The following is a 14,428-nucleotide window of genomic DNA, read 5'->3' as shown; positions in this document are numbered from 1 at the left end:
TTCGCACCATGGCCCTGGACCTGAACGATCCCGAACTCGAGTTCTCCGATCTGGTCTACGCCTACCAGAGCTGGGTGATGGCGGTGATCAATGACGAAAAACTGGACAGCGAGGACAAGCTGCTCACCGATGACATCGCCGAGGACGCCCTGAACTCGATGCGCTTCCTGCCCGGCGAGGTGACCAGCGCCATCGAAACCAGCCTGGCCCGCGTCTACGACGTCGACGCCGACGAACTGGCCGAATTGCTGTTCCCGGAAGACTGAAGCTGGGTTCGGACGCCTCACCACCAAGGGACCCCTACCTATTGGGAACCCACACCGAGGAGCTGGAACGCCTGCGTTTCCAGCACTGTCTTTGGCGACCGACGGCCCAAGCCGCCTGGCAGCGCGCCGGCCTCCATTTGGGGCAGAGCGTGCTCGACCTGGGTGCGGGGCCAGGGTTCGCTGCAGCAGATCTGGCGAATGCTGTGGGTGCCCAAGGTCGCGTCCTGGGGTTGGAACGCAGTGGGGTTTACGTCGCATCGGGTCGCCGCATGGCGGAACAAGCGGGCTTGCATCAACTGGAACTCCGCCAACAGGATCTGCTCAAAGATCCCTGGCCAAGGGAATTCTTCGATCTGGTGTGGTGCCGCTGGGTGGCCATGTTTTTGCCCCAGCTGGAGCCCCTCTTGGCTGGGGTGGATCAGTGCATCCAACCTGGCGGACGCTGGTTAATCCATGAATACGTTCATTGGGACACCTTCGGGCTGCATCCCCACGGACGAGCGATTCAGCGCTTTGGCCGGGCCTGTCAGAGCAGTTTTCGTGAAGACGGCGGCGATCCCGACGTCAACCGGAAACTCCCCGGTTTGCTCCATCAGCGCGGATGGCAGATCGAGCACCTGAAGCCAATCCCCGTATTGGGCGATGCAGCATCCATGGCAGGGCAATGGATGGAGAGGTTTGTCCTGGTGTTCGGCAGGCGACTTCAACAATTGGGGCACTGGAGTGCCGACGACGCACTGGAGGCTCAGGACGAAATCGCCCGTGCACAGGCTGAACCGGGTTGCTACTGGGTTGGACCAACCTTGTTGGAGGTTCTGGCGCGACGACTCTGAAAGCGAACTCGGCACAATGCATTCACTCTTCCTCGAGACATGGGTTGGTCCGCTGCTGACATCCCGAACCAGCAGGGACGCATTGCCTTGATCACCGGAGCCAACAGCGGTCTGGGCCTCGAAACCGCGCGAGCCTTGAAACGCTGCGGGGCAACCGTGGTGCTGGCGTGCCGCAGCCCCCGCAAAGCGGAGACGGCCAAACAAGATTTGCTGCAGGAGCGGGATGGAGGTGCGGTGGATCTGGTGGATTTGGATCTGGCGGACCTGGCCAGCGTCCAACGGGCGGCGAACAGCATCGGCGAGCGCTACGGCTGCCTCGACCTACTGATCAACAACGCTGGAGTGATGGCGCCGCCGCGCCGGAGCACCGCCCAGGGGCATGAACTGCAGTTCGGTGTGAATCACCTGGGGCACATGGCCCTGACCCAGGCGCTGCTGACGCTGATGCAGAACCGGCCCGACCCGCGGGTAGTGACGGTGACCTCCGGGGCGCAGTACTTCGGCAAGATCCGTTGGGACGACCCCAGTTGGAGCAAGGGCTACGACCGCTATGGGGCCTATGGCCAAAGCAAACTCGCCAATGTGATGTTTGCCCTCGAGCTGGATGCACGCCTGCGCAAGCAGGGCAGCCCCATCCGCTCACTGGCCGCCCATCCGGGCATCGCACGCACCGAACTGCAACCCACGGCGATCGCCAGCGTTGGCAATCGCTTCGAGGCTGTGGCCTACCGGCTGATGGATCCCTTGTTTCAAAGCGCCAGCATGGGTGCCCTGCCGCAACTGCATGCCGCCACCGCAGCGACAGCGCAGGGTGGCGAGCACTACGGCCCTGAGCAGTTCGGTGGATTGCGGGGTGCACCGGCGCTCTGCCGTGTTGCCCCAGCAGCGAATCAACCTGCCGAACGGCAGCGGCTCTGGAGCTTGAGCGAGCAGCTGATCGGTGGCTGAATCCAGCGCTGGGTTGCAGCGGTTGGCCCCCTTCGTTCTGGGCCGGGCCCGACGTGGCGTCGTGGGATCCAGTCGCTATGCCCAACGGCTGCGCAGTGCTGTGCTCGAGGCCGCCAGAGACCCGCAACGCCAGCCAGTGCTGATCAGCGGTGAGCCCGGCCTGGAAAAAGACAATCTCGCCGCCCTGGTGCACTACGGATCAGCGGAACGACGCCGTCTGCTGGTGCGACTGGATGCCAGTGATCTGCAGGGCAGCACGCTCAACCTGCTGAATGAGCTCGGATCCAGCACCCTGTTGGTGAGCGGCATGGACCGCATCGACAACGAGCTCCAGCAGCGCTTGATCGCGATGGCCCGTGGAGAGGCGCCAGGTTTCCAAGGTCGTGTGCTGTTCACCAGCGAAGCCGCCATACCGGCCCTAGATGGCCTGGTGCGAACCATCCGCGTTCCTCCCTTGCGGGTGCGCCGAACCGACCTGGGGGACTGGCTGCGATACCGGCTGAGGCTGCAGAGCCCTGGACTCGGCTGGAGCCAACCACCCGCCCTGCCGGACAGCGTGGTGCGACGGCTTCAGAACCACGATTTCGCCAACAACCTGCGCGAACTCGAAGCGATGGTGGATCGCGCCCTGCGTCAGGCGCGTCAGCAAAGCCAAGGCGAGCTTCCACCATTGCTCCCCGAAGAGGTCTTCTGGACCGAAGAAAAATCACGGCGCACCCGTTTTGACATCTGGCGCTGGAAACCGCAGTTGCGGGAGTGGATGCGCGCACCGGCGCTCTGGAACACACTGCTGTTCGGCCTGGTGAGCTGGCTGTTCGTGGCTGTGAACCTGGCGCTCTGGCTTGGCCCCCAGGAGCGCGCAGTCAATCCGATGCTGACCCTGTTCTGGGCTTGGTGGTGGCCTTTGATCCTGCTGAGCTACCCACTGGTGGGTCGACTCTGGTGCTCGATCTGTCCGTTCATGGTGTGGGGGCAGATCGCCCAACGGCTCACCCCATGGCGAAAAAGGAGTTGGCCCCATGGAGACCTGGACCGCTGGGGAGCTCCTGCTCTAGCCGCCGGGTTTGCCGCGATTCTCCTGTGGGAAGAGGTCTGGAACCTTGAAGACACCGCCTGGCTGAGCAGCTGCCTGCTTTTACTGATCACGGCAGGGGCCGTGATCAGCTCAACGGTGTTCGAAAAACGCTTCTGGTGCCGATACCTCTGTCCCATCGGAGGCATGAACGGACTGTTCGCCAAACTCTCGATCCTTGAATTGCGGGCTGAAGTCGGCACCTGCAGCGGCAGCTGCAGCAGCTACTCCTGTTTCAAGGGAGGACCCGCCGACGGCGAGGGTCTGGCAACCGAAGGCTGTCCCCTGGGCACCCATCCCGCCCACTTGAGCGACAACCGCAACTGCGTGCTCTGCATGACCTGCACCCAGGCCTGTCCCAACCGCTCTGTGCAGTTGCGACTGCGCCCGCCTGCCGCCGATCTGCAACGCAACATGCAAGCCCCCGATGGAGAGCGCGGACTGCTCCTGGTGCTGGCTGGCGGACTCTGCCTACACCACTGGCAGCGCCTGCTCGGCTGGCTGCCGCTTGCACCGTCTTCCTTGCATGAAGGCCCCCTGCTGGCTCGGCTCAGCTTTGGGGCGCTGGCCCTCGCTCTTCCGGCAGCAGCGGGTTTGTGGCTCAAACGCCGTTGGCTGTATGCCGGATTGCCATTGCTCTGGGCCCTGCTCCTGGCCCGCCATCTGCCCATCGGCATGGCCGAAGCAGGCACGGTTCTGCCGGTTGGTTGGCCGCAATGGTCCGCCGACCCCCATGTGATCGGCTTCTGCCAGACCGTGGTGGTGGTGATCGGGTGGGTTGGTGCTGTGATTTTGAGCCGCCGCTTGCTGGATCTCAACCGTCGGGCCTGGATCAGAGGCAGCATGGTGCTGTTCCTGGTCAGCCTCAGCGGCCGCTGGTTGGTCGCTCTCTAAAACCATGGCCACTCGCCGCCCCTCAACGGAAATCAATGCCCGCCAGAAGGTATTGCTGGCGAGCCTCCAGGCCTGTGGCGATGAGATGAGCGGTCAGCAACTGCACCGCAGCCTCGCTCCCGAGCAAACCATGGGCCTGGCCACGGTGTATCGAAATCTGCGTCAGCTGCAGCAACGGGGCCTGGTGCGCTGTCGTCACCTGCCCAACGGCGAAGCGCTCTATGCACCACTGGAGCGGGATCGCCACCACCTCACCTGCGTCGATTGCGGCAAGACACAAGCGCTCGATCACTGTCCAATTCACGACCTGGAGGTACCGGAAGACGGCCGCAAGGGCTTCGATCTCCTTTTCCACACGCTTGAATTCTTTGGTCTCTGCAGCGACTGCCGCGAGCGGCAGCAAAATCCGTCATGACCCTGGCCGCCACCTACTACGGAGCCAATGGTTGGTTGCTCGAATTCGATGATCTTCGGGTTCTGGTGGATCCCTGGCTGCGCGGCAGCCTGAGTTTTCCCCCGGGGGAGTGGCTGCTGAAAGGGGAGCTGCCCTGCGAACGGGACATCCCGGAGAACCTGAATCTGCTACTGCTCACCCAGGGGCTTGCGGATCATGCCCACCCTGAAACCCTGGCGTTGCTGCCGAAAACCCTTCCTGTGATTGGATCCATAGCCGCAACGCGCGTGGTTGAACGCCTGGGCTTCACCAACGTCAAAGCACTGTCCCCCGGAGAAAGCACCACCCACCAGGGCCTGCAGGTACGCGCCAGTGCCGGTGCACCGGTGCCCACGGTGGAAAACGGTTATCTGCTCGACCATCCAGCCGGCGCGCTCTACTTGGAACCCCACGGTTTTCTGGATCCAGCCCTGGAACCGCAACCGCTGGATGCCGTCATCACGCCGATGGTGGATCTTGGGCTTCCCGCTCTGGGCGCGTTTGTCAAAGGATGCTCCGTGGTGCCGCAACTGGTGGAACGCTTCCAACCCACGACGGTGCTCGCCAGCACATCCGGTGGCGATGTGCGCTTCGACGGCGCCCTGAGCCGCGCCCTGCAGATGAAAGGATCCGTGGCCGCAACCGGAGCCCAGCTGCCAACAAGCAGCCGCTGGACCGATCCCACACCGGGGGAACGACTGCTGCTGAAAAACTGATTTCGTGGATTAAGCTTTGTAACAACAGCTTGAGCCTGATGAAGCCCACGCAAGCAAACGACTCTTGGTTCCAAGGCGTCGCCACGCGCGAGATCCATATGGAACAACTCAAAAAAGCGGAACGCTTCAACGGGCGGGCCGCCATGCTCGGCATCGTGATCGGAATCATTACCGAAGGCCTCACCGGTGCCGGCATCATTCATCAAATCGGTCTTGGCCCCCTTGTGGATGGCTACGCCGCCTGCCGCACCCAATTCCTGCCCTTCTGCTTTTGATCCAAAGGGGGGCTGTTACAGCCCCTCCATCTCCACGATCTGGGAAGGCAAATGCCCCCCGATGACGAGAATGGTGCGATTCACGTTCGACTCGAATGGCTGCTGACAAGGAACTGCTGCAGGAAGTGGCTCTAGAGCTGTGGAACACCACCAAGAAGTTGCGCCCCGGCCTGCCCAAAGCGCCACGCGCCCAACTGGTCTTGAAAGCACTGCTGACGATCGGCGACATGAGCGATCAATTGGAAGCCGCCATGGTTCTTGGAGTCATCGAAGCGCAGGAACCCGACGACGAACCGGTCCAGGAAGACACAGCTGGAGAAGATAAGACCGTCTCTGATACCAAGACCGAACGGGGGGAAACCCCCAGGGTTGTTCGCAAGCGGACCAGCAGCCGCTGATCAAAACCGCCGGCTGACGCGGACGAGACGAAAAGGACGTCGCTGGCTGACAGGGAGCCAACCCAGCGCCAGCCTGAAGGAGTGGTGATGCCCCGCTCCTTCATTGAAACTTTCCTCCCTTGCTGTTCTCGCTACTAGCTTTCTTGCTCTTGGCCTTGGCGCATGTGCTGAGAAAGAAGCAGCAAAAGTCACCGACCTGAACAATCTCCAAGGTGACGTGATCGGCAAGGTGAATTGCAGCTCACAGACGTTTGTTCTGGATGCCGACCAAGCCAAAGGCTTCGCAGAATTCGCGGGGCAGTGGATGACCGCGGAAGCCTTCGCAGAGAAGTGGGTGGAGGAAACCGGTGACACCTACGGCAGTCAACTGGCAATGCAAGTTGCGGAAGCCGCGATGGGCGAAGCCTGCGCCCCCCAATAACTGAAACGGCACCCTCCTAGGGGGGGCATACAGATCGCATTAGTAGCGACGAAGCCGACGCTGGGGACAGTCGCCAACCCCCAGTCGGCCTGATCGGCAGGCCTCACCAATGACCTGCAGGCGCTGTTCAGGCGTCGTCGCGCCATGACGCTGCAACAGTTCAAAAACAGCGGGGCTGATCAGCCGGTCGCGAAGGAGAGCCTCATTGGTTTGCGCTGCAGTGGGCCAAGTCAGCAGAACGCTGGCACTGGAAGCAACAACAACGCAGAAAAGCTGCCACATCATCAGCTCAACGCTGCATGGCCACCACCACCGCAGCGGCCGCAAGGGCCACAATTCCAGCCATCCAAATGGTGTTCTGGCGTGCCAGCAGCCATGCAGCATTCCGAGACAAGGCCAGCCGGCCCGTCGCCAGCAGCCCCGTGAGCCCCACGAGCAGAACAACGGGAACCACCAACGCCAGGAACAGTTGCATCACCGAATGCCGAGGGGACCTGCCTTCCCAGGATGGTGCAGTCAAACGCTGAGTAGCTTTTAAGCTCCGACTCACAGATTGAACCTTGTCTCTGCTGATCGTCGCGGCTGGCTTCATCGGACTGCTCTGGTTGACGCAAAGCCTGATTCGACGCCTCATGGACGACGGCAGCAACGGCTGATGACACACGGAGGTCTCATGACTTCCGCTGGATGGTCATGGCATCTGCGTAAACGAGCGTCATCACACCAACGATCGCAGCGGTGATCGTCGCAACGATCAGCAGGGCGTACAGGTCAAAAAGCATGAGACCTCCTGCATCTGATCCAGGTCTACCTATGACGTCTTGATTGGAACAGGGGAGAAGCCGCACCCCTGCATTCGGCAGTAGCCACTCGGGGATTATTTGGGGTGCAGGCTGCAGGCTGGCCTGATGGTGGCCAACCTGTTGTCCAAGCCCCAACCCACGCGCCAAAACGCCAATGGCAACGTTCGATCAGAGCACACCCTTCATGCTCCTGGCTCGTATTCACGTCAAACAAGGATGCGTGGACGCCTATTTAGAGCTGGCAAGAGCCACCGACACAGCCGTTCAGGCCTCTGAACCCGGGATGATCCACCACACCTTTGATCAGGATCCCGATGATCCACAGGCATTTGTTTGGTCAGAGGTTTATGCCAACGATGAAGCCTTCAGCGCCCATGTCTCCAATCCTCCAGTCCAGGAGTACCTGAAAAGGCATGCTGAACTCGGTGATGGCTTCAGCATTGAGGTGTATGGCACGGTCGGCCATGCATGCCGCACGCTGATGGAGTCCTTCGGATTACCACTCAAAATTTTCGAAACGAAGCTGGGGTACAGCAGGGTCTAGAGGCTGAAATCGTCGGGTGGGCGCCAATACACCATGTGCAGGGCGATTCACTCAACCTCTGAGCCCTCTGTGTGGCTGGTGATGTACAGGCCCAAGCTGAAGACTCTCTACCGAAGCCCAGCTCCTTCTGCGCTTTGAGAGAGAGCGTCAGTGAGCAATTGGCTGACTTGGAGCGTGATCAGCTTCCGCTTTTAGAAAACGGCGATGTTGGGCGGATGCGTAGCCACTGAGGTCAATTCGGTTGGCATTGCTGCCAGCCTTACGCCACTCCCTGGGGGGAGCGATGGATCTTCGGTTCATGGAATCGAGTTATCGGTTCTCGCGCTGTGGGCCCTTACAAGGCTCTTTGGCGTATGACCACCATTGCACACGTCTGTGAAATTCACGCCAAAGCTTTGCTGAAGTCATCGTGAATTCGGGGCAATGCCGATGGTCTCAGCGGCGCAGATGAGCCAAGAACCCTCTGAAGAACTGGATTTTTCAAATAAGTGATTCGAGATCGAAACAGCGACAATCTTCTGCCGAAAGTTCATCTGTAGGCAGGGGCTTGGCTCGAGGATGGGCGTCGACGCCGCTTCACCAGCCATGAGGGTCCTGATCCCGCTCGCAGCCCTCGCGCTCTCCTCGGGTCTCCCTGCATTAGCCCAAAGCCCGTTGCCGAAGGTCGGCGGCTGCCCCTACTCCTACCGGGCATCTGGTGACTACTGCATGCCCAGTAAGAACTCCAAGGACACCTTCATCCGAACTGGCAACTCCTGCCCCAATGGATATCGGAAGTCAGGCAAGTACTGCATCTCCAATCAGTAAGCAGTGTTTGCCACGAATGCAATGCAGCTCCATTCGTTTTGCATCAGCCTCTGTTGACCCAGCCAAGCAAGTTCATTTCATTGCCCCCTATGTCCACACCTTGGTTGATCGCTTTGGGAATCCTGTTCGCTTGCACTCCGGTTGCTCGTTCTGATGAGTGGGTGAGTTGCAAACGTGACGCATCAACAGGCCAGCTCCTTTGGATGCGCGGCAAGTCAACTGAGCCTCTTGAAAACGCTGAATTTCGACCTGGCGCAACCAATCCTGATGTAGGCACATGCTTGGTCAGCAATGACCAACTCCGTAAGGCGCACGGCCTGAGGTTCTGATCATCCAGCCGATCAAACCCTCCTGTGGCACCCCGACATGAACGGGTTGCCAGCTCGACATTCCCGTACACGACTGTTTTTTTAATGGGCGATACTGGGATCGAACCAGTGACAATCTCCTTGTAAGGGAGGTGCTCTACCGCTGAGCTAATCGCCCCACCCGGCAGATTCTGCCCTAACGCGTCAGCCTGGGGACGCACAAGAGCTCTTCAGGCTTGGCAACGGGTCGCCGCCATGACCAAAGCATCTGGATCCTGAGCCTCCCTCTCGGGTTTGCTGTTGGCTTGGTGCTGGGACTCCAGGCAGCACTGATCTCCACAGCGAGCTGTCTGGCCGGTGGGCTCTGGCTTTCCCCCGATCTTGATACCCGCTCGAACGCGCTGCGGCGCTGGGGAGCCCTCGGCTTCCTCTGGTGGCCGTACCGACGTCTGATCCCCCATCGCTCGCTCTGGTCCCATGGACCGGTGCTTGGAACCAGCGTGCGACTGGGCGTGCTGCTGACGTGGTGCCTTGTCGTCACCGTTGCTATTCCGACACTCTCGCCATCGATGCTCCTGGCGGACCTTCAGGAGCTAATACGCCAACACCCGCATGAGTTCACCGGAATGGTGGTGGGGTTGGAAGGCAGCGCATGGATCCATCTAATCCTCGACGGCGACCCCTGGCCCCAGGAATGGTCCAAAAAACGACAGCAGTGAGAGGGTGGGCCTCACCCAAGTTGTTGACCCTGCATGGCCAACGCTCCATCTGATGCGCTGCAGCGACTGATCGAGGTCGTGGCACAACTCAGAGATCCAACAACGGGCTGTCCCTGGGACCTGGAACAAACCCATACGTCCTTGGTGCCCTACGTGTTGGAGGAGGCCCACGAGGTGGCCGATGCCATCCGTCATGGGGATGACAACCACCTCAAGGACGAACTTGGCGACCTTCTGCTGCAAGTGGTGCTGCATGCGCAGATCGCTGAAGAGGAGCAACGGTTCGATCTCGATACGATTGCCGATGGCATCAGCGACAAGATGATCCGCCGTCATCCCCATGTGTTCGGCGATGCCGAGGCCACCAGCAGTGACGACGTTCGACGCAGCTGGGACGCCATCAAGAGGCAGGAGCGAGCCGAAGCCCTGGCTGGCTCAACCAGCCCCCTCAGCGACCAGCTCAGAGGCAAGGTGCGTGGGCAGCCGGCTCTGGCTGGAGCGATGACCATCTCCAAAAAAGCTGCTAAGGCGGGCTTCGAATGGGATGACATGGACGGCGTCTGGGAGAAGGTCCATGAGGAGCTGGATGAACTGAAGGAGGCAGTGGCCAGCCGCAACAGAAGCCATGCCCAGGAGGAACTGGGCGATCTGCTCTTCACCCTGGTGAACGTGGCGCGTTGGTGCGGCATCGAGCCAGAAGAAGGTCTCGCTGGGACCAATCAGCGCTTCCTGGATCGCTTCTCCCGCGTTGAAACCGCCCTGGGTGGAGAGCTGCAGGGACGCAGCATCCACGAACTCGAGGCCCTTTGGAAGCAAGCCAAAGCAGCCATCAGGGCAGAACAGTCTTCAACGTCCTGATCCGATTAATCGTCTATGAATGGCCGACTTCGCCGTTGCCGCTTGAGGTCACCACGCTTTTTCTTCGTATCCAAACGCCGCTTCACCGCACCCCGGCCAGGCCGGGTTGATTTGCGCGCGCGAGGCGGCGGCTGCAAGCCTTCCCTCAGAAGTTCCGCCATGCGATGCAGTGCCTTCTGACGGTTCTGCCATTGGGAACGTTCTTCAGCGACCACAACTCGAAGACAGCCCTCCACCAACCTTGTCTCGAAATGCTCCACCAGTCGGGCTCGGCGAAATGGACCAAGGCCAGAGCACTTCTCGACATCCAGCACCAACTCCACACGGGAATCAGTGGTGTTGACCCCCTGCCCGCCTGGACCAGATGAGCGGCTGAACCGCCAGCGCAGATCCCTGGCCGGAATGGTCAAACGCTTATTCACCACCAGGTCTTGCACCACGCATCTCCTGGATCAAGAACGACGGGATGCTTTTTACAGCGTGGTCGTTCCAAAGGGACAGCTGGAGGTTGAAATCAGACTTTGAGCTCTACAGATAACCCATTAATCCGTAAGAACGGATTGGAGACACTTGAGAGAACAGGCAACGCAAAAAGGCGGAGGGAGAACCGTGAGGAGGCGATACTCCCTGCCATTTGTGTATCGAACACCACATCTAGTGCTCTGTCAATCATCAGGCGCTACTGAAGGTGTTCAAAACCGCACGGGCCGGAGGCTTAGCTGGAGAGACGCCTCGCCACCCCATGAGCAACTGGATTGACGAAGAGCACCGCGGCGTCCGCTACGGATTAAAGGGAAAGGTGCTGGTCGAGGAGACCAGTCCGTTCCAGCGGATCAGCGTGATTCGCAGTGAGCGCTACGGGCGGGGACTGTTGCTCGATGGCTGCTGGATGACAGCGGAACAGCAGGAACGCCACTATCACGAGGCCTTGGTGCACCCAGCGCTGTGCAGTGCCAACTCCATCGAACGGATCCTGGTGATTGGCGGTGGAGACGGTGGCACCGCCCGGGAGTGCCTGCGCCATCCAGGGGTCCAGCGACTGGACATGGTGGAAATTGACGGGCGAGTGGTGGAACTCAGCCGGGAGCACCTCCCAGGAATCGGCGGGTCCGCCTGGGCCGATCCGCGTTTTCAGCTCACGGTGGGGGATGGAATCGCCTGGGCCGCTGAGGCGGAAGACCAGAGCTATGACGTTGTCTTGGTGGATGGCTCTGACCCGGCTGGACCAGCAGAAGGCCTATTCAACCGAGCCTTCTTCGAAAACTGCCGACGCCTGCTCAAGCCCGGCGGGGTGTTCGGCACGCAGAGCGAGTCTCCAGAAGCCTTCCGCGATGTCCACATCGCCATGATCCGGCTGTTGCGCGAGGTGTTTGACCACGCCGACCCGCTCTATGGCTGGGTGCCGATGTATCCCAGCGGCTGGTGGAGCTGGACCTTCGCCGCGATGGGAACGCCCCGATATCGCACTCCAGATCCCGAACGCACCATGGCCATTGCCGCGGGGTGTGAAATCTGGTCACCGCGCTGGCAGCGGGGGGCCATGGACGCCATCCCCGCCTTCATCGAACGGGAGCTGGAGTCATGACTGAACATCCGCCGAATGGGCTGTTTGACGGTTTGTTTGATAGCGACGGAACCATTTTCATGGGCTCCCGACGCGACCCTACCGACTGCCGCGTCGGCCTATTTGGGGTCCCGTACGACGGCACCACCTCCTTTCGCCCTGGCACCCGCTTCGGACCCGCCGCCATCCGAGAGGTCAGCACTGGCCTGGAGACCTATTGCCCACAGCTCAAGCGCGATCTTGAGGATCTCCCCTTTGCGGATCTCGGTGCCGTTGACATTCCCTTTGGGAACCCTGAGCCCGTTCTGCTGAAGGTGAAGCAGGCAACCGAAGCCGTGCTTGCTCTGAACCTCAAGCCCCTGATGCTGGGAGGGGAGCATTCGATCAGCTCCGGTGCAGTGGAGGCCGTTGCCCAGCGCCACCCCGACCTGGTGCTGGTACAGCTGGATGCCCATGCCGATCTGAGGGACACCTGGCTGGGGGCGCGCCACAGCCATGCCTGCGCCATGCGCCGCTGTTTGGACATCCTTCCAAGCCAGACGCTGTTTCAACTCTCGATCCGAAGTGGAACGCGGGAGGAATTCAAAGAACTGCATGGGAGCGGTCGGCTGATACCAAACATCGATGCCCTTCAACAGGCGCTCTCTCCCTTAAGGGGAAGGCCCCTGTACCTCACCGTCGACCTGGACTGGTTCGATCCCTCCGTTCTTCCCGGAACTGGTACACCCGAACCCGGTGGTTACCACTGGTCTGATTTCGCCAGCCTTGTGAAGGTCCTCCGAGAGCATCATCTGGTGGCTGCCGATGTTGTGGAACTGGCCCCACAACTCGACACCAGTGGCATCAGCTCCGTACTAGCCGCCAAGGTGACCCGCAGCCTTCTGCTCCTCCTAGGAGCCGATCAATAGAAGTGCCGCGCATCAACCCGCTGCTGCCGCAAACGGCTGTGTTGCTTGCTGAGAAGTTGCAGCACCAGTGTTGGGTGCCGGTGGATGAGCGTCAGAAAGTTGGAACGACTGAGGCGGAACAGCGAAACAGGTGTCACAGCCGTGGCATCACGGCTGTGACACTCGGTGGGATCCACAAGATCCTCATAGAAAAACAATTCACCGCGACCAAACCGAATGCGGTTCAACCGACCACTGCTCAGTTCCATCCATCCACGTTCAATCACATGAATGAACTGCACAGGCTCCCCTGCTCGGAAGACGGTTGTGCCGGTCGGCAACATCATGCGATCTACCTCAGGCTGTTCCTGGATGAGTTCCAAAGGAGTCAGCGGAGCTGAGGCAGACAACGTCAAAAACCTTGAATGAACGGAGTATCCCGTGACCGCTGAATTCTGACCGTCACAGAGGACACGGCGAATTTGTCGATCCAAGCTCAAGTCAAGCTGCGATCAAGTTCAAGCTGACACTCACCAACGCCAATGCTCTGCAGAACCGGAAGGTTGGGGGTACGGGGGGTCCAGTGGTGACAGACCACGAGATCCGCAAGTTCAGCATGCACCTCCAGCCGGCGCAAACGGCACCAGCCTTTCGACCCTGCAGCAAGGCTGCAGTGCTGACAACTGCGACAGCAAGGGCTGTTGGCCAAGGAGGAAATCTGAGTCCGCCAACATTAGTGACGGTTTGGGAAACGGACCGCAACAAAGGGCGGATTTCCGGGTTCCCTTCCGGATGGTGAAGCCCTCCATAAGAATGCGCTTCGCAACGGCCGCCCCCATGTCTCTGCAGCGCACTCCCCTATTCGAGCTCTGCCGCAGTGTTGGTGGCCGCATGGTGCCGTTTGCCGGCTGGGAGATGCCGGTTCAATTCAGCGGCCTCATCCAAGAACACAAGGCCGTTCGCGAACGGGTCGGCATGTTCGACATCTCCCACATGGGAGTGCTGCGCCTGGAAGGTGCCAATCCCAAGGATGCGCTGCAACGGCTCATCCCCAGCGATCTGCACCGCATCGGTCCCGGCGAAGCCTGCTATTCCGTTCTGCTGAACGAGCAAGGCGGCATTCGCGACGACCTCATCGTTTACGACTGCGGCGCCATCGATGCAGAACGGGGTGCGTTGGTGCTGGTGATCAATGCCGCCTGCGCCGACAGCGATACCGCCTGGATCCGTGACCAGATGGAACCCGCTGGCCTGAGGGTGACTGACATCAAAAACGGAGGGGTGCTGCTCGCGCTTCAGGGACCTGAGGCCATGCAATTGCTGCAGGAGCTGAGCGGCGAAGACCTCAGCGGCCTGCCCCGCTTTGGCCACCGGATGCTCAACCTCAACGGCCTAAGCCAATCGGTGTTCAGTGCTCGCACGGGTTACACCGGCGAAGACGGTGCAGAGCTGCTGCTCAACGCCGAGGACGGACAAAAGCTCTGGCAGCTTTTGTTGGATCGCGGCGTTACCCCCTGCGGCCTGGGGGCGCGGGATACCTTGCGCCTGGAGGCCGCCATGCACCTTTACGGCCAGGACATGACCGACGAAACCAACCCCTTCGAGGCAGGGTTGGGTTGGCTCGTGCACCTCGAAATGCCCATCGATTTTGTGGGCCGACAGGCTCTGGAGCAGGCGGCGGC

21 protein-coding genes and 1 tRNA gene are annotated in these 14,428 nt (G+C 60.6%); 16 read left to right on the top strand and 6 right to left on the bottom strand.

Annotated features, from left to right (window positions below; translation table 11 throughout):
* The first annotated feature begins 8 nt into the window (after nt 1-8).
* The 9 genes from FZZ88_RS03305 to FZZ88_RS03265 all read left to right on the top strand — a co-directional run bounded on the left by FZZ88_RS03305 (nt 9) and on the right by FZZ88_RS03265 (nt 6,256).
* The gene (locus FZZ88_RS03305) at nt 9-266 is read left to right on the top strand and encodes a hypothetical protein (protein ID WP_115094798.1); all 258 of its coding nucleotides are present in this window, start codon (nt 9-11) and stop codon (nt 264-266) included.
* Nucleotides 267-307: 41 nt separating this feature from the next.
* Nucleotides 308-1,099 (top strand): methyltransferase domain-containing protein, encoded by a 792-nt coding sequence (locus FZZ88_RS03300; protein WP_226423601.1) that lies wholly within the window; start codon nt 308-310, stop codon nt 1,097-1,099.
* Nucleotides 1,100-1,138: 39 nt separating this feature from the next.
* Complete coding sequence (locus tag FZZ88_RS03295) at nt 1,139-2,047, top strand: oxidoreductase (protein WP_166016256.1); 909 nt, start codon at nt 1,139-1,141, stop codon at nt 2,045-2,047.
* Complete coding sequence (locus FZZ88_RS03290; RefSeq protein ID WP_166016255.1) at nt 2,040-4,013, top strand: 4Fe-4S binding protein; 1,974 nt, start codon at nt 2,040-2,042, stop codon at nt 4,011-4,013. The genes FZZ88_RS03295 and FZZ88_RS03290 overlap by 8 nt, the downstream gene beginning before the upstream one ends.
* Before the next feature lie 4 nt (nt 4,014-4,017).
* Nucleotides 4,018-4,428, top strand: coding sequence for a transcriptional repressor (locus FZZ88_RS03285; RefSeq protein WP_166016253.1), 411 nt, complete (start codon nt 4,018-4,020; stop codon nt 4,426-4,428).
* On the top strand, nt 4,425-5,162 hold the full coding sequence (locus FZZ88_RS03280; RefSeq protein WP_166016252.1) for an MBL fold metallo-hydrolase: 738 nt from the start codon (nt 4,425-4,427) through the stop codon (nt 5,160-5,162). Before FZZ88_RS03285 ends, FZZ88_RS03280 begins: the two co-directional genes overlap by 4 nt.
* 38 nt (nt 5,163-5,200) lie before the next feature.
* On the top strand, nt 5,201-5,437 hold the full coding sequence (locus FZZ88_RS03275) for a chlorophyll a/b-binding protein (protein ID WP_166016250.1): 237 nt from the start codon (nt 5,201-5,203) through the stop codon (nt 5,435-5,437).
* Between the two features lie 95 nt (nt 5,438-5,532).
* Nucleotides 5,533-5,835 carry a TIGR03894 family protein gene (locus FZZ88_RS03270; protein WP_166016248.1) on the top strand — a complete coding sequence of 101 codons (303 nt, stop codon included), beginning with the start codon at nt 5,533-5,535 and terminating at the stop codon, nt 5,833-5,835.
* Nucleotides 5,836-5,938: 103 nt separating this feature from the next.
* Nucleotides 5,939-6,256: a hypothetical protein gene (locus tag FZZ88_RS03265; RefSeq protein WP_166016246.1), complete on the top strand. Its 318-nt coding sequence runs from the start codon at nt 5,939-5,941 to the stop codon at nt 6,254-6,256.
* Between the two features lie 39 nt (nt 6,257-6,295).
* On the opposite strand, the gene FZZ88_RS03260 is transcribed toward FZZ88_RS03265, so the two are convergent.
* Together FZZ88_RS03260 and FZZ88_RS03255 are read right to left on the bottom strand one after the other, a co-directional pair.
* Nucleotides 6,296-6,538: a hypothetical protein gene (locus FZZ88_RS03260; RefSeq protein ID WP_226426211.1), complete on the bottom strand. Its 243-nt coding sequence runs from the start codon at nt 6,536-6,538 to the stop codon at nt 6,296-6,298.
* 7 nt (nt 6,539-6,545) lie between these two features.
* Complete coding sequence (locus tag FZZ88_RS03255) at nt 6,546-6,731, bottom strand: hypothetical protein (RefSeq protein WP_166016243.1); 186 nt, start codon at nt 6,729-6,731, stop codon at nt 6,546-6,548.
* 482 nt (nt 6,732-7,213) lie between these two features.
* Here FZZ88_RS03255 and FZZ88_RS03250 point away from each other — a divergent pair, with 482 nt between their 5' ends.
* Together FZZ88_RS03250 and FZZ88_RS03245 are read left to right on the top strand one after the other, a co-directional pair.
* Complete coding sequence (locus tag FZZ88_RS03250; protein ID WP_166016241.1) at nt 7,214-7,603, top strand: putative quinol monooxygenase; 390 nt, start codon at nt 7,214-7,216, stop codon at nt 7,601-7,603.
* Between the two features lie 585 nt (nt 7,604-8,188).
* On the top strand, nt 8,189-8,410 hold the full coding sequence (locus tag FZZ88_RS03245; protein WP_166016239.1) for a hypothetical protein: 222 nt from the start codon (nt 8,189-8,191) through the stop codon (nt 8,408-8,410).
* Nucleotides 8,411-8,824: 414 nt separating this feature from the next.
* Here FZZ88_RS03245 and FZZ88_RS03240 read toward each other — a convergent pair.
* Nucleotides 8,825-8,896, bottom strand: a tRNA-Val gene (locus tag FZZ88_RS03240).
* Nucleotides 8,897-8,954: 58 nt separating this feature from the next.
* Between FZZ88_RS03240 and FZZ88_RS03235 the strand changes: the two genes are divergently transcribed.
* Nucleotides 8,955-9,437: a metal-binding protein gene (locus FZZ88_RS03235; RefSeq protein ID WP_166016237.1), complete on the top strand. Its 483-nt coding sequence runs from the start codon at nt 8,955-8,957 to the stop codon at nt 9,435-9,437.
* A 33-nt stretch (nt 9,438-9,470) separates the two neighbouring features.
* The gene (mazG, locus tag FZZ88_RS03230; RefSeq protein ID WP_166016234.1) at nt 9,471-10,295 is read left to right on the top strand and encodes a nucleoside triphosphate pyrophosphohydrolase; all 825 of its coding nucleotides are present in this window, start codon (nt 9,471-9,473) and stop codon (nt 10,293-10,295) included.
* Between the two features lie 5 nt (nt 10,296-10,300).
* Here mazG and arfB read toward each other — a convergent pair whose 3' ends face one another.
* Nucleotides 10,301-10,735 (bottom strand): alternative ribosome rescue aminoacyl-tRNA hydrolase ArfB, encoded by a 435-nt coding sequence (arfB, locus tag FZZ88_RS03225; protein WP_166016232.1) that lies wholly within the window; start codon nt 10,733-10,735, stop codon nt 10,301-10,303.
* A gap of 302 nt (nt 10,736-11,037) precedes the next feature.
* On the opposite strand from arfB, the gene speE reads away from it, so the two are divergent.
* The gene (gene speE, locus FZZ88_RS03220; RefSeq protein ID WP_166016230.1) at nt 11,038-11,880 is read left to right on the top strand and encodes a polyamine aminopropyltransferase; all 843 of its coding nucleotides are present in this window, start codon (nt 11,038-11,040) and stop codon (nt 11,878-11,880) included.
* Nucleotides 11,877-12,767 carry an agmatinase gene (gene speB / locus FZZ88_RS03215; protein ID WP_166016228.1) on the top strand — a complete coding sequence of 297 codons (891 nt, stop codon included), beginning with the start codon at nt 11,877-11,879 and terminating at the stop codon, nt 12,765-12,767. Before speE ends, speB begins: the two co-directional genes overlap by 4 nt.
* Here speB and FZZ88_RS03210 read toward each other — a convergent pair.
* Nucleotides 12,761-13,156: a cyclic nucleotide-binding domain-containing protein gene (locus FZZ88_RS03210; RefSeq protein ID WP_166016226.1), complete on the bottom strand. Its 396-nt coding sequence runs from the start codon at nt 13,154-13,156 to the stop codon at nt 12,761-12,763. The genes speB and FZZ88_RS03210 overlap by 7 nt on opposite strands.
* An 86-nt stretch (nt 13,157-13,242) precedes the next feature.
* Nucleotides 13,243-13,455, bottom strand: coding sequence for a hypothetical protein (locus tag FZZ88_RS03205; RefSeq protein WP_166016224.1), 213 nt, complete (start codon nt 13,453-13,455; stop codon nt 13,243-13,245).
* Nucleotides 13,456-13,583: 128 nt separating this feature from the next.
* On the opposite strand from FZZ88_RS03205, the gene gcvT reads away from it, so the two are divergent.
* Nucleotides 13,584-14,428 (top strand): glycine cleavage system aminomethyltransferase GcvT (gene gcvT, locus FZZ88_RS03200; protein WP_230332810.1); only part of this gene is annotated, 845 nt, incomplete at its 3' end.

It is taken from the genome of Synechococcus sp. PH41509, assembly GCF_020514285.1.
GTDB lineage: Bacteria > Cyanobacteriota > Cyanobacteriia > PCC-6307 > Cyanobiaceae > Parasynechococcus.
This window is presented reverse-complemented; position numbering and strand designations above follow the sequence as displayed.

Bases quoted from the DNA above. Each gene is read 5' to 3' on its own strand.
- FZZ88_RS03305 (WP_115094798.1), top strand. From the start codon at position 9: ATGGCCCTGGACCTGAACGATCCCGAACTCGAGTTCTCCGATCTGGTC.
- FZZ88_RS03295 (WP_166016256.1), top strand. From the start codon at position 1,139: ATGGGTTGGTCCGCTGCTGACATCCCGAACCAGCAGGGACGCATTGCC.
- FZZ88_RS03285 (WP_166016253.1), top strand. From the start codon at position 4,018: ATGGCCACTCGCCGCCCCTCAACGGAAATCAATGCCCGCCAGAAGGTA.
- FZZ88_RS03280 (WP_166016252.1), top strand. From the start codon at position 4,425: ATGACCCTGGCCGCCACCTACTACGGAGCCAATGGTTGGTTGCTCGAA.
- FZZ88_RS03275 (WP_166016250.1), top strand. From the start codon at position 5,201: ATGAAGCCCACGCAAGCAAACGACTCTTGGTTCCAAGGCGTCGCCACG.
- FZZ88_RS03270 (WP_166016248.1), top strand. From the start codon at position 5,533: ATGGCTGCTGACAAGGAACTGCTGCAGGAAGTGGCTCTAGAGCTGTGG.
- FZZ88_RS03260 (WP_226426211.1), bottom strand. From the start codon at position 6,538: ATGTGGCAGCTTTTCTGCGTTGTTGTTGCTTCCAGTGCCAGCGTTCTG.
- FZZ88_RS03255 (WP_166016243.1), bottom strand. From the start codon at position 6,731: ATGCAACTGTTCCTGGCGTTGGTGGTTCCCGTTGTTCTGCTCGTGGGG.
- FZZ88_RS03250 (WP_166016241.1), top strand. From the start codon at position 7,214: ATGGCAACGTTCGATCAGAGCACACCCTTCATGCTCCTGGCTCGTATT.
- FZZ88_RS03245 (WP_166016239.1), top strand. From the start codon at position 8,189: ATGAGGGTCCTGATCCCGCTCGCAGCCCTCGCGCTCTCCTCGGGTCTC.
- mazG (WP_166016234.1), top strand. From the start codon at position 9,471: ATGGCCAACGCTCCATCTGATGCGCTGCAGCGACTGATCGAGGTCGTG.
- speE (WP_166016230.1), top strand. From the start codon at position 11,038: ATGAGCAACTGGATTGACGAAGAGCACCGCGGCGTCCGCTACGGATTA.
- speB (WP_166016228.1), top strand. From the start codon at position 11,877: ATGACTGAACATCCGCCGAATGGGCTGTTTGACGGTTTGTTTGATAGC.